The organism is Mesorhizobium sp. M4B.F.Ca.ET.017.02.2.1, from assembly GCF_003998955.1.
Taxonomy (GTDB): domain Bacteria; phylum Pseudomonadota; class Alphaproteobacteria; order Rhizobiales; family Rhizobiaceae; genus Mesorhizobium; species Mesorhizobium abyssinicae.
The window spans coordinates 1-13,597 of sequence record NZ_RZOF01000106.1 but is presented as its reverse complement, the minus strand read 5'-3'; the positions used below and the strand labels follow the sequence as shown (position 1 = coordinate 13,597).

At 65.0% G+C, this 13,597-nt stretch carries 10 protein-coding genes and 1 pseudogene; 5 read left to right on the top strand and 6 right to left on the bottom strand.

Translation table 11 applies throughout. The features are described from left to right. The 3 genes from EN738_RS36300 to EN738_RS36290 all read right to left on the bottom strand — a co-directional run. On the bottom strand, positions 1-269 hold a 269-nt coding region (locus EN738_RS36300; RefSeq protein ID WP_245494544.1), incomplete at its 3' end, for a GntR family transcriptional regulator. Beyond that, positions 266-979: an FAD-binding oxidoreductase gene (locus EN738_RS36295; protein ID WP_245494550.1), complete on the bottom strand. Its 714-nt coding sequence runs from the start codon at positions 977-979 to the stop codon at positions 266-268. The genes EN738_RS36295 and EN738_RS36300, both read right to left, overlap by 4 nt. Further along, the gene (locus EN738_RS36290; RefSeq protein WP_245494537.1) at positions 943-1,701 is read right to left on the bottom strand and encodes an FAD-binding oxidoreductase; all 759 of its coding nucleotides are present in this window, start codon (positions 1,699-1,701) and stop codon (positions 943-945) included. Before EN738_RS36290 ends, EN738_RS36295 begins: the two co-directional genes overlap by 37 nt. Positions 1,702-1,914: 213 nt before the next feature. Between EN738_RS36290 and EN738_RS15195 the strand changes: the two genes are divergently transcribed. Next, positions 1,915-3,093 carry a M24 family metallopeptidase gene (locus tag EN738_RS15195; protein ID WP_127284400.1) on the top strand — a complete coding sequence of 393 codons (1,179 nt, stop codon included), beginning with the start codon at positions 1,915-1,917 and terminating at the stop codon, positions 3,091-3,093. After that, positions 3,080-4,303: an amidohydrolase gene (locus tag EN738_RS15190; RefSeq protein ID WP_127284399.1), complete on the top strand. Its 1,224-nt coding sequence runs from the start codon at positions 3,080-3,082 to the stop codon at positions 4,301-4,303. Before EN738_RS15195 ends, EN738_RS15190 begins: the two co-directional genes overlap by 14 nt. Here the strand turns inward: EN738_RS15190 and EN738_RS15185 are convergent. Further along, positions 4,300-5,577 carry a M23 family metallopeptidase gene (locus EN738_RS15185; RefSeq protein ID WP_127284398.1) on the bottom strand — a complete coding sequence of 426 codons (1,278 nt, stop codon included), beginning with the start codon at positions 5,575-5,577 and terminating at the stop codon, positions 4,300-4,302. The two genes, EN738_RS15190 and EN738_RS15185, sit on opposite strands and share 4 nt — an antisense overlap. Positions 5,578-5,723: 146 nt before the next feature. Beyond that, the gene (locus EN738_RS15180; protein WP_127284397.1) at positions 5,724-6,191 is read right to left on the bottom strand and encodes a peroxiredoxin; all 468 of its coding nucleotides are present in this window, start codon (positions 6,189-6,191) and stop codon (positions 5,724-5,726) included. A 96-nt stretch (positions 6,192-6,287) separates the two neighbouring features. On the opposite strand from EN738_RS15180, the gene EN738_RS15175 reads away from it, so the two are divergent. After that, a complete protein-coding gene (locus EN738_RS15175) occupies positions 6,288-9,662 on the top strand; it encodes a DUF3971 domain-containing protein (protein ID WP_127284396.1) in 3,375 nt (1,124 codons plus the stop codon). A 9-nt stretch (positions 9,663-9,671) separates the two neighbouring features. On the opposite strand, the gene tyrS is transcribed toward EN738_RS15175, so the two are convergent. Beyond that, positions 9,672-10,925, bottom strand: a complete 1,254-nt coding sequence (tyrS, locus tag EN738_RS15170) for a tyrosine--tRNA ligase (RefSeq protein ID WP_127284395.1) — start codon at positions 10,923-10,925, stop codon at positions 9,672-9,674. Between the two features lie 715 nt (positions 10,926-11,640). Here tyrS and EN738_RS15160 point away from each other — a divergent pair. Beyond that, positions 11,641-13,284 (top strand): glycosyltransferase family 39 protein, encoded by a 1,644-nt coding sequence (locus tag EN738_RS15160; RefSeq protein ID WP_127284394.1) that lies wholly within the window; start codon positions 11,641-11,643, stop codon positions 13,282-13,284. A 46-nt stretch (positions 13,285-13,330) separates the two neighbouring features. Continuing rightward, positions 13,331-13,597 (top strand): annotated as a pseudogene (locus tag EN738_RS15155) (phosphoesterase); the annotation flags it as partial.

Sequence of the window (13,597 nt, the reverse complement as noted above, 5' to 3'; positions counted from 1 at the left end):
CCGTCGATGCGGATCGAGGCGCGCTGCTCCGGCGCCAGCACGAAGGCGCCGACACCTTGCCGGGCCTCGATCATGCCGTCGGCGCGAAGCTGGGCGATCGCCTCGCGCACCACGTTGCGGCTGACGCCGAACTTTTCCGAAAGCTCCTGTTCGGTCGGCAGCCGTGTGCCGGGGTTGAGCTCGCCCGATTCGATCTCGCGGCTGAGGAAGGCAGCGACGCGGTGCGGCAGCGTTTCGACGGTGCCGATGGCGGCCAGTCTTTGCTTCATGGAACGGTCTCCTTTGGCGGCAGCAGGCAGCCGGGGTTCATCAGGCCCTCAGGGTCGAGCGCCTGTTTCAGCGTGGTGACGAGGCGGCGATGGGCGGGCGCCAGCCCGGCCCAGAAGGCGCGATGGCGGCTGCGGCCGATGCCGTGCTCGGCGCTGATCGAGCCGCCGAGCGAATTGGCGATGCGGTAGAGACCGGCGGTGATGTCGGCGCCCCGGGCGCGCGCCTCGCCTACGGCCAGGCCTTCCGGCGGCAGGACGTTGAAATGGATGTTGCCGTCGCCGGCATGGCCGTAGGCCTGCGGCAGCCAGCCGGGATGCTCCAGCGCCACGAAGTGGCGCGCCTGGTCGACGAGCGCAGGAATGTCCGAGATCCGCACCGAAAGGTCGGTGCGCACATGGTAGCCGCGCTTTGCCTGGCCCTCGACCAGCCCCTCGCGGATCGCCCAGAATGCCTTGGCGTGGCCATCGCTATCGGCAAGCAGGGCTTCTGCGACCAGGCCGCTCTCCATGGCGCCGGCGAGGAAATCGACCAGCAAGGCACGCAGGTCGACAGCGGCACTGGCGGAAAGCTCCATCAGCACATGAACCGGAGCCTCGACAGGCGACAAGAGATCGGCGTCGACCAGGCGCGCGAGATCGATGCATTCCGAGCCAATGATCTCGAAGGCCGAGATCAGGTCGGCGGTGGCCCGGCGCGCTTGCCGGAACAGCGCGACGGCCGCTTCGAAGGAGGCAAGGCCGAGATAGCGGTCTCTATGCGGGCCGGCCTCGGAAACAGTTTCAGCTCGACGCCGGTGATGATGCCGAGCGTGCCCTCCGAGCCGATGAAAAGCTGCTTCAGGTCATAGCCGCGATTGTCCTTGCGCAGACCGGAGAAGCCGTCCCACAGCTCGCCGTCGGGCAACACCACTTCAAGGCCGAGGATGAGGTCACGCGCCATGCCGTAGCGCAAGACGTTGACGCCGCCGGCATTGCTCGCCGCATTGCCGCCGATCTGGCAGCTGCCCTGGGCGCCGAGCGCCAACGGGAACAGGCAGTCATGCGCCTCGCTGGCGTCCTTGATCGCCTGCAGGACGCAGCCGGCATCGGCCTGCAGCACGAAGTTGTCGGCGTCGACGAGGCGGATGCGGTTCAGCCGCTCCAGGCTGATCACCACAGCGCCACGCGCCTCGATGTCGATCGCGCCTGCCACCAGTCCGGTGTTGCCGCCTTGCGGGATGATGCCGAGGCCAAGCGCGCCGCAGAGCCGAACCACGGCCTGGACCTCGGCGGCCGATGCCGGCTTCAGCACGGCAAGTGCTCCGCCGCGATGATCGCCCGACCAGTCGCCGAGATATTTAGCCATGTCGGAGCCTGAGATGGCGACACCGCTCGGTCCGACAGCGCCTTCCATGGCGCTGAGGATTTCCGGCGAAAGGCGGTGAACGGTCATGAGCTGTGATGTCTGGATATCGGGTGATACATATCATCCTACAACTTAGCCCGAGTCAACGACCTTCCGGGAGCGACCGGAAAATTACCGGGCATGTCGGGCCTGTGCCCTGTCCACGCACCGGCTTGGCTGATTGCCGCCAGGTCAAATCCATTTCAAGGGGTAGGCGGTGGCTCGCCTCAGGCCGTTGATCCAGCAGGGCATGGAGAAAAAATGATCGAACTGCCGTTCAAGCGCGACGAGTACCTCAAGCGGCTTCGCAAGATCCGCGCCGAGATGGCAAGGCGCGGTATCGAGGTCCTGATCGTCAACGACGTTGCCAACCAGCACTACATCACCGGCTATGACGGCTGGTCGTTCTACACGCCGCAAATGGTGCTGGTTCCGATCGAGGAGATCGAGCCGGTCTGGATCGGCCGCGCCATGGATGCCGCCGGCGGCCTGCTCACCGCCTGGATGAAGCCCGAGAACGTTGTCGGCTTCCCGGAGGACCATGTCCAGCGCGCCGATCGGCATCCCATGGACTGGATAGCAGGCTGGATCGTCGCCAAGGGCTGGGGCAATCGTCACATCGGCATCGAGCTCGAAGCCTATTACTTTTCGCCGAAAGCGCATGCCCGGCTCGTCGCCGGACTGCCCAATGCCAGATGGCATGACGCCGATCTCCTGGTGAACTGGATCCGCGCCGTCAAATCGGCGCCCGAGATCGATTACTTGCGCAAGGCATCGAGACTGGCCGAGGCGGCGGTCGCGCGGGCCTACGAGGTCATCGCGCCAGACGTTCGCGAATGCGACGCGATCGCCGCCATCCAGGCGGCGCAGATCGCCGGCAGCCCGGACTTCGCCGGCGACATCACCGCTCTTCCTCCAACCATCCTCGGCGGCGAGAACGCTTCGGCTCCGCACATCATGTGGAGCGACAGGCGGTTCGGCGAAGACGAGACGATCGCGCTCGAACTCGCCGGGGTCTGCCGTCGCTATGCTGCCGGGCTCGCAAGAACCCTGCAGCTCGGCAAGACGCCGACAAATGTCGCGGACACGGCAAAGGCGGTGATCGAGGGCATGGACGCGGTGCTCGAGGCGGCGAGGCCCGGAACCACCGCCGAAGCGGTGGAAGCCGCCTGGCGCAAGGTCATTCAACGCTACGGACTGAAGAAGGAATCGCGCATCGGCTATTCCATCGGCGTCGCCTATCCGCCGGATTGGGGCGAACACACGATCAGCCTGAGGCCCGGCGACAAGACGGTGCTTCAACCCGGCAACGTCGTTCATTCCATTCTCGGCATGTGGATGGATGGCTGGGGCATCGAGATCAGCGAGACCATCCTGATAACCGAAACCGGCAACGAGACCCTGACCAGGTTCCCGCGAGAAATCCATGTCAAACCCTGAGGATAGCGCGATTGCCGCCCCGATCAGCATCGACGGCGGAATTCTCGACCGGATGATCGAGGTTCGCCGGCATTTGCATCGCCATCCGGAGCTTTCGAACCGCGAAGCGGCAACGCAAAGTTATTTGCGGGAGATGCTCGCCGGGCAGGGGATCGAGAATATCCGCGCCGTCGCCGGCTACGGTCTTGCCGTCGATATTGTCGGTACCGGCCGGCCGTCGAACCGCAAAATCGCCATTCGTGCCGATATCGATGCCTTGCCGATCGAGGAGGAGTCCGGCGTCGACTTCGCGTCGGTCAATCCCGGCGTAATGCATGCCTGCGGTCACGATGCCCATGCCGCGATGGGGTTTGCGGTGGCCGCCCATCTGCATCGGACGCGCGACAGTTTCGGCGGCACCGTCCGCCTGATCTTCCAGCCGGCCGAGGAGGACGAGCCGTCGGGCGGCAAACGAGTGGTGGCGGAAGGGCATCTCGACGACATCGATGCCGCGCTCTGCGTCCACGTCGATCCTTATACGCCGTCGGGCAAGGTCGCCGTCGGTTCTGGTCCCTACACGCTGGCCTGCGACACGTTCGATGTCCTGGTTACGGGATCGGCCGCGCATGCGGCAAAACCCTATGAAGGCATCGATGCGTTGACTGTCGCCTGCTCCATGGTGAGCGAACTGCAGAAGATCGTCTCGCGCGAGACCAATCCTTTCGATCCGCTGGTCATTTCGGTGACCGCCATCAATGGCGGCAACGCCTACAATGTCACGGCCGGCAAAGTCGCTTTGAAAGGCACCATCCGCAGCGGCAATGACGCTACTCGCGAGCGCGCCTGGCGCCGGGTTCGCGAGGTGCTGGAGGGTGTCGCGGCCAGCCACGGCGCGAAGGTGAAGCTCGACATCCATCGCGGCGAGCCCGGAGTCGTCAACGATGCCGAGATGGCCGAACTGATCCTTGCCGGCGCCAAGGCCAGCATCGGCGCGGAGAATGCGCTGAACATGCCTGGGTGGAGCATTGCCGACGATTTTGCCTATTACAGCGAGAGAATTCCGTCGGTCTATTTCCGGCTCGGCATCCGCAACGAGGACGTCGGATCGGTCTTTCCGCTCCACCATGCCAGGTTTCGCGTCGATGAGGCGGCCCTGAAGGTCGGTGCGCTCACACTGGTTTCGGCAGCAACGATGTTTCTGTCGGCACAAGGAGGATCGGCGGACGGCTAAAGATACTGCGCGACCTTCTTGCCGACGGTCAGGAAGCGCAGCGGGTCGACCGCTTCGCCATTGTGGCGTACTTCGTAGTGGAGATGCGGGCCGGTCGAACGGCCGCTGCTGCCGGTCTTGCCGATCATATCGCCGGCTGCGAGCTTCTGGCCGACCGTGACGTCGATCTCGCTCAAGTGCCCGTAGCGCGTGGCGAAGCCATTGCCATGGTCGACCTCGACCATGCGGCCATAGCCGCCGTTCCAGCCGGCCTTGGTGACCACGCCGGGCGCCGTGACCTTGGCGGGCATGCCCATCGGCGCCCTGAAATCCATGCCCGAATGCAAGGCCGCGGTGCCGAGGATCGGGTCGGTGCGCACGCCGAACGGGCTGGTGACCGAATGACCGGGGGCGGGGTTGGCGAGCGGCAGCCGCCGCGCTTCCTTCTTCAAATGGTCGAGCGCATCCAGCGCCTCGTCCAGTTCCTTGACCTTGCTATCGAACATCGTCGATGCGTTGAGCGGGATCAGCGGGCCGCCGACATCGCTGTCCTTGCCGAAATCGCTGTCGACCGGCAGGCCGGCGGCCGCGAGCGCCTGGGTGATGGCGTCGGCGTTCTTGTAGGCATTGTCGGCGAGTGTGGTGACGCGGCTGAGTTGCTCGCTCTCGATTGCCTTGAGCGACTGGTTGATCGACACGAACAGCCTGTCGGCGCGGTCGGCGGCCGAATCGCTGGGCAGCGGATCGGAGCGTGTCGACCACAATGAGAACGGTCTTGTGTCGCCGGCACCGAGGCTGGCGATCGAATAGGTTGACTGGGCGCCGATCACCTCGGCGCGCTCGTCCGGCTTGGCCGCCGCGGCGCCATCGGCGGCGGACGCGGCCCCGACTTCGCTTTCAGCGCGCTCCAGGATCGGGCCAAGGCGGCCGTGACGCTGGCTGAGCTGGGTCTGGCGCTCCAGAAGCTCGCTCACCTTGGTTTCCATCAGCTGCTGGTCGAGGAGCTGGCGGCTGGTGATGCGGTCGACCTGGGCGCGAAGCGCCGATATGCGGTCTTCATAGGCCTGCTGCATGCGCGCCTGCCTGGCCGTCGTCGCCCCGATCAGGTCATCGCGCAGCACCAGGTAGGAGGTGGCAAGCAGATAGCCGATGACAACCGCTGCCAGCGCCGAGCCGAGAAAGGCGGCGAGCCAGGGGCGGATGGTGAAGTGCCTGATTTCATTGCCCCGGGCGATGATGACCGTATGGGGCTCCTTGCGTTTACCGAAGACCGCAGACTGACCGGTTGGGTTCACGGGACCAAGCTTTCGTTGTGACGCCACGAAGAGCCTGATTACACATTATTAGGGTTAACAAAGCTTTGCCGGGCCGAAATGTGTCGGTAACCAATGCCCGCAGGACGGGTAACAGGTTGCGGCGAAGGAAGACCGTCGAGCATGCCTCAGAGCGCGCGCACCGCCTCCAGCACCTCTTCGGCGTGACCCTTGACGCGGACCTGCCGCCAGATCCTGGCGATGCGCCCGTCCTCGCCGATCAGGAAAGTCGCGCGCTCGACGCCCATATATTTGCGACCATACATCGTCTTCTCGACCCACAGACGGTAGGCCTCGATCACCTTGCGCTCCTCATCGGCCACCAGATCGACGGTAAGGTCATATTTCTGCTTGAATTTGTCGTGCTTCTTGGTGCTGTCGGGGGACAGCCCTATGACCACGGCGCCGGCCTTCTCGAAGTCCGGCTTCAATTGCGAAAAGCTGATCGCCTCATTGGTGCAGCTCGTGGTGTCGTCCTGCGGATAGAAATAAAGTACAACAGGCTTTCCCAGCAATGCGGCGAGGCTGAGCGACCCGCCACCGTCGCGTGGAAGATCGAATTGCGGCGCAAGATCGCCTACGTCGAGATCGGCCATGTCGCTGCCCTTGTTTGAGGTTACGCGCGAAGCCGCATCGATATAGTGTCAGACGGGGATTCGTCCACGATCGAGTTCGCTACAACGGAAGATTGCGTGGATCAGGAAGAACCGCAGCACGAGAAGATCAGGTTCAGGCGTGACGAGATCACCGACCTGGGGACTTTCCCCTCTGCTTGCACCGTGCCGCCGCTCGGCCGCGCCAGGATAGGCCGAGGCTTCCGCATCCTTGCTCGCGTGGTCGCCGGGTTCAGCGCTCTGGTGCTGCTGGCCGCTGCCGCGGTCTATGTGCTCGGCACGTCGGGCATCGGCACCGAGCGGCTTCGCGCCGCGGCGGAAACCGCCATCGAGAAACTGGCCGGCTTCGATGTCGATGTCGCCGTCGGCCCGGCGCGGCTGACGCTCGACGGGTCGAGCTTCATTGCCTTGCAGGTGAGCGACGTCAGCCTGAAGACCGCCGGCGGCAAGCCGATCGCCGATGCCGGCCGTGTCCGCTTCGGTATCCGGCTGATCCCGCTGCTCTCGGGCGAGGTGCGCCTGACCAGCGCCCGGATTTCCGACGCGCATTTCATGCTGGCGGCGATGCCATCCACTGGCGGCGACTGGACGGCGTCGCTTCGCAACGCGGATGGCCTGGTTGATCCGGACAAGGCGGTTGCCGCGGTCTTCGCCAATGTCAACCACGCCCTCGATGCCGTGCGCGAGGATTCGATTCGCCAGGTCGATCTGCGCAATGTCGAGTTCGTTCTGTCGGACACCGGTCCGGTCAAGCGGGTCACCGTGGCCAATGCCACTGTCCTGCAGACCGGCTCCGGCAGCATGCAGGCCTCCTACGACGCCGATGTCGATGGTCGCGCGCTCACCATCGCCGCCTCCGCCGCCCGCGATACTGCGACCGGGCGGGTCACGGCGCTGGACGCCAACGTCAGTCTCGCCGCCGACGCTGGAGCAGGGACCGGTGGCAAATTGGGCGCCGTCACCTTGAAATTGACGGGGGTGGAAGGAGCAGCGGAGACGAAGTCGCGTCTGACGGCCTCGCTGTCGCTGGCAGGCTCCGTGCTCGATCTCGGCTCGCGCGGGCAATTGCCCGCCGACGTCGACGCCAATGCCACCCTTGTCGCCGGCGCCAACAAGATCGATGTCACCCGCCTTCTGCTCAAGACCGGCCGCTCGACCTTCGACTTCGCCGGCTCGATCGGACCAAAGCCGGCAACCGCTGGCGAGGAGCCCGCCTATCGCTACGACCTGACCAGCGACGGCTCGAAGCTCTCTCCGTCGGAGTCGCCCGAGCCGGCACTCGATTTCGTGGCTCGCATCGCCGGGGTCTATCAGCCGAAGAGCAACAAGCTCATCGCCGAGAAGATCGGCGTCCGCTCGGGATCTTCCAGCGAGGTGCTGGGCACGGCCTCGGTCACCTTCATCGACAATGGCCCGCCGGGCATCTCTCTCTCTCTCAACATCCACGACATGCCGGTCTCGCATGTCAAGCAATTGTGGCCCTGGTTCTCCGCCCGCAACGCCCGCCTGTGGGTGCTGAGCAATCTGTTCGGCGGTCGCGTAGTCGACGCTACCCTGCAGTTCCAGGTCGTGCCGGGGCGGCTCGGCAACGGCGTCCCGCTGTCCGCCGACGAGGTGTTCGGCCGCTTCCAGGTCGAGGGTTCGCGCTTCGACACGGCCGGCCGCATCCCGCCGATCCGTGACGCGGTCGGCGTCGTTTCCTTCCGCGGCAACGATGTCGACATCGCGCTGTCGTCGGGCAGCGTCTACATGGCCAGCGGCCGCACCGTGGCGGCCAGCGACGGCACGCTGACGGTCAAGCAGGCCAACCACTCGCCGGTGATCGGCGCGCTGGACATCGACGTCGCCGGCGAGGCGCAGGCGATCGCCGAGCTCGCCTCCTACGAGCCGATCAACGCCATGCGCCATGTCGGCCTGTCGCCGGAGGATCTCACCGGCACGGTCACAGGCCACGTCAAGGCCGATATTCCGCTGACGTCTGGCGTCGACACTTCGAAGCTCAACTGGCTGGTAACGCTGGACTACAAGGACCTGTCGCTCGCCAAGCCGTTCGAGGACCAGACCGTGACGGAGGCCGACGGCTCGATCACCGTCGAGCCGAAACAGGCGGTGATCTCGGCCAAGGCGCGGCTGAACGGCATTCCGGCCGAGCTGGACATCGTCGAGCCGCTTGCCGATGACGGGCCACCGCCCAGTCGCAAGGTCGAGCTCGTGCTCGACGACAAGACGCGCGCCACCGCCATGCCCGGCCTGTCGCCGCTGCTTTCGGGGACCATCAAGGTGGCGATCGACAAGAGCGACGGCGACGAACAGAACGTCTCGGCTGATCTCACCAGCGCCAGGCTCGATATCCCCTGGGCTGGCTGGAGCAAGGGCGCCGGCGTCCCCGCCAAGGTCACATTTGCAATGACCAAGTCCGGCGGCACCACGACGCTCTCCGATTTCGACCTCGACGGAAAGAGTTTCTCCATCGACGGCGACGTCACGCTGGTCAATGGCGCCTTGTCTTCGGCCCGCTTCAGCAAGGTCGCCCTGAACAGGGGCGACGACGTCGCGGTGACGGTGAAGCGGTCGGGCAAGGGCTATGCCGTCGATGTCAGCGGCGAGGCGCTCGATGCACGCTCGCTGATCAAGCAGTTCACCTCCGATGTCGACACCGCCACCAAGACCACCGGCACCGACGCGATTTCCGTCGACGCCGATGTCGGTTCGCTGACCGGTTTCCATGACGAGGTGCTGTCCAACCTCAAGCTGAACTACAGCGCCGCGGGTTCCCGGGTGAACGGCCTCGAGGTCAGCGCGACGGCGAGCTCCGGCGCGGCCATTACCATCCGCAACACGACCGCCGACGGCAGGCGGGCGCTCAGCATGAAGTCGGCCGACGCCGGCGCCATACTGCGCTTCCTCAATGTCTACGAGCATATGGAGGGTGGCTCGATCACGCTGTCGATGGCGGGCACCAGCGACGGGCCGATGAAGGGTCAGGTCGATGCCACCAACTTCTTCGTCGTCAACGAGCCGAAGCTCGCCTCGATCGTGTCGACCACGCCGACCGGCGACACGCGCAGCCTGAACCAGGCGGTCAAGGCCGATATTGATACGTCCAGGGTCAAGTTCGAGCGCGGCTACGCCGAGATCGACAAGGGCGCCGGCTATCTGAAGCTGGCGAACGGGGTGCTGCGCGGCGAGCGCATCGGCACCACCTTCCAAGGTACGCTCTACGACCAGAACAACAACATGGACATGACCGGCACCTTCATGCCGGTCTATGGGCTGAACCGCATCTTCGGCGAACTGCCGCTGTTCGGCCCGCTGCTCGGAAACGGCCGGGATCGCGGCCTGATCGGCGTCACTTTCCGGCTGAGAGGCAATGCCAACAAGCCGAGCCTCGACATCAACCCGCTTTCGGTAATCGCTCCCGGAATATTCAGGTCGATCTTCGAATACCGCTGAGGCGGCGCGTCACACCGGCCGCGCCAGGACGTGTTTTTTCTTGCCAACTGAAAGCTTTACGACGTTTTCCGGACTCAAATCCTGAAGCGTCACAGTCCGGCGGTCGTCCGCGACCGGCTGGTCGTTGAGGCGCACGGCGCCGCCCTGGACATGACGCCGCGCCTCGCCATTGGAGGCGGCGAGCCCGGCGGTGACCAGCAGCGACAGGATGCCGATGCCGGCTTCGAGCGCGGCCTTGCCGACTTCGACGCTGGGCAGTGTGTCGGCGAGCGCGCCTTCCTCGAAGGTCTTGCGCGCGGTTTCGCTCGCCGTTTCCGCCGCCTCGCGGCCATGCAGCATGGCGGTGATCTCGGTGGCGAGGATCTTCTTCGCCTCGTTGATCTCGGCGCCGCCGAGCTTTTCGAGCCGCGCGACCTCGTCGAGCGGCAGCGTCGTATAGAGTTTCAGGAAGCGGCTGACATCTGCGTCCTCGGTGTTGCGCCAGTACTGCCAGAACTCGTAGGGCGACAGCATGTCGCCGTCGAGCCAGACCGCGCCCGACGCAGACTTGCCCATCTTGGCGCCCGACGAGGTGGTGAGCAGCGGCGTGGTCAGCGCGTAAAGCTGCGCGTTCTCCATGCGATGGCCGAGGTCGATGCCGTTGACGATGTTGCCCCACTGGTCGGAGCCGCCCATCTGCAGGCGGCAGCCGAGACGCTTGTAGAGTTCGACGAAGTCGTATGCCTGCAGGATCATGTAGTTGAATTCGAGGAACGACAGCGACTGCTCGCGGTCGAGGCGCAGCTTCACGGAATCGAACGCGAGCATGCGATTGACCGAGAAATGCCGGCCGACGTCGCGCAGGAAGTTGACGTAGTTGATCTCCATCAGCCAGTCGGCATTGTTGATCATGACGGCGTCGCCGGCGCCGCTTCCGAATTTGAGGTAGGGCGCGAAGTTGCGGCGGATGCCGGCCAGATTGTCCTCGATGTCCTGCGGCGTCAAAAGCTTGCGGGCCTCGTCCTTGAACGAGGGATCGCCGATCATCGAGGTGCCGCCGCCCATCAGCGCGATCGGCCGGTGGCCGGTCTGCTGCAGCCAGTGCAGCATCATGATCTGGATCAGCGATCCGGCATGCAGGCTCTTCGCGGTCGCATCGAAGCCGATATAGGCGCTCACCGTCTCCCTGGCGAAAAGCTGGTCGAGGCCGGCATCATCCGAGGTCTGGTGGATGAAGCCGCGCTCGCTCATCGTGCGCAGGAAGTCGGACTTGAAGGCGGACATTTTTGCTTTCCCGGAGATCGCCCGGCCGCCAGGCCGAGCGTGACATGAAGGCGCGCGTTTAGCATCAGTGGGCGATCAGCAAAAGTGGTTTCCGGTTTTGCGTCCGATCGCCCACCAGGCAAAGACCGGCGATCAGCAAAAGTGGTTTCCGGTTTTGCGTCCGACCGCCCACCAGGCAAAGACCGGCGATCAGCAAAAGTGGTTTCCGGTTTTGCGTCCGACCGCCCACCAGGCAAAGACCGGCGATCAGCGAAAGTGGTTTCCGGTTTTGCGACTGTTAGCCTCCCACTCCCGCGCCGCGTGCGAGAGATTGGCAGGGCAGGTCGAATTTGCCTCCATCGCCCGTCCGCCGAGCGCTGGCGCCGCCCCTCACCTGCCTGCCGGCATCCTCTCCCCGTATAGTGACGGGGAGAGGGGGCTGTCATCACTGGTTTCGCGACTCGCCAGCAGTGGGAGAAGGGCGCCAACATTGCGGCCAGCCCCTTCTCCCCGTCACTATACGGGGAGAAGTGCCCGGCAGGGCGATGAGGGGCGGCGCCGACTTCGACAGTTGGTGTTCTCAGCCACAAAGTCGGAAACCATCACTGGATTGAAGCTATTGCCCTGGAGAGAGGGCCACTTCTTGCCTCGTGCCAGTGGCTGGCGTAATGAGGCGCCGCGCCCAGGCGCCGCGACGGGGCACCATCCCGCAAATCGAGATCCGGAAGCTCCCGCGATGAACAGAAACTACATTATCCTCTTTCTGTTCAGCCTGGTGATGACCGTCAGCGGCCTCGCCAGCCTTCCCCCGATCGACCGCGACGAGTCCCGTTTCGTCCAGGCGACCAAGCAGATGGTCGAGACCGCCGACTATGTCGATATCCGTCTGCAGGACGTCACGCGCTACAAGAAGCCGATCGGCATCTACTGGCTACAGTCGGCGGCGGTCGCGCTGAGCGGCGAGGGGGCAGCCGCGCCGATCTGGGTCTATCGCCTGGTCTCGATGCTGGGTATCGCGCTTGCCGTCGTCGGCATCGGCTGGACGGGCACGAAACTGTTCGGTGCCAATGCCGGTCTCGCCGCCGGCCTGATGATGGCGGCGATCTTCGCCACCGCCTTCGAGGGTCGCGACGCCAAGACCGACGCCATGCTGCTTGCCTGCTGCGTGGCCGCCCAGGGCGCGCTGGCGCAGGTCTATCTCGCCGCGCGCCGCAACGAGCCGGTCGCCGGCCATCTGCCGTGGATCTTCTGGATCGCGCAGGGACTTGGCATCCTCATCAAGGGCCCGGTGGCGCCACTGTTGTCGCTGCTGACGGCCGCCGCGCTGTTCGCCTTCGATCGCGACTGGCGCTGGCTCCTCAAGCTGAAGATCGCCCGCGGCGTCGCCATCGTGCTCGCTATCGTGCTGCCGTGGATACTTCTGATCAGCTGGAAAAGCGGCGGCGCCTTTTTCCAGGAGGCGGTCGGCAAGGACATGCTGACCAAGGTAGCGCAGGGCGAGGAATCGCATGGCCTGCCGCCCGGCTTCTACATGCTGACCTATTCGCTGTTCATGTGGCCGTTCGGCCTGATCGCGGTCGGCGCCGGGCTGCAGGCGATCAACCGCTTCTGGGATGACCCGCGCCTGCGCTTCTGCCTCGCCTGGTACATCCCGTTCTGGCTGGTCTTCGAGGCGATCCCGACCAAGCTGCCGCACTATGTCATGCCGGCCTATCCCGGCATGGCGCTGCTGATCGGCTGGCTGCTGACATTGAAGCCTGAGGAGGCCAACGCACCGTTGAAGCGCTGGCAAAGCTGGCTGTGGTGGGCGACCGCTTTCGGCGTTGCTGTGGTCAGCATAGGCCTTGCCGTCGTCTGCATCGGCGCGCCGATCTATCTCGCCAGGACGTTTTCGTGGTGGAGCATTCCCGCCGCACTCGCCGCGCTGGCAGCCGGTTACCTGGCCTTCCCGCGCAAGCTGCAGGTGCCGCTCGGCCGCATCGGTGCCATCGCCATCTGCGCCGGCATCACCTTTTCGCTGCTGTTCGGCGTCATCGCGCCATCGCTGAAGCCGATCTGGCTAAGCCCGGCGATCAAGGTCGCGGTCGACGCCAACCGGCCATGCGACACCACCGTGCTCGCCTCCGCCCAGTACCATGAGCCGAGCCTCGTCTTCCTGGTCGGAACCAGGACCGTGCTCACCGATGTCGACGGCGTCGCGAAGCACCTGCTGGCCGATCCCGCCTGCGCGATGGGACTGGCATCGGTCAAGGACGAGCAGAAGCTGAACGAATTGCTGGCGGCCCAGGGCAAATCGGCAAACCGTCTCGCCGAGATTGACGGCCTCAACTATTCGTCGGGTGACAAGCTGGCGCTCGGCCTCTACCGGGTCGCCAAGTGAGGAATGGCGTCGGCCCTCGAATGCCCCTATAAGCTCGCGCCCAGCCATGCTCTCTAGCCCGCCCAAGCTTTACCGTCGCTCGCTCGGCAACTTCCTCGACACGTTCCGCATCGTGAGGAGGCGCTTTGCCTTGCGCGCGGCACGCTATCCCGAAATTCCCTGGCTGGTCTGGGTGTTTGCCTGGCTGCTGCTCGCGGCGGCGGTCTTCTTCAGCCTGGACAGCGCCGCCGGCAGGATGCGCGGGGTGTGGACGCCGGGCTTCGTCCATTTCACCGACTTCTTCACGGATTTCGGCCTCGGCGGCTGGTACCTC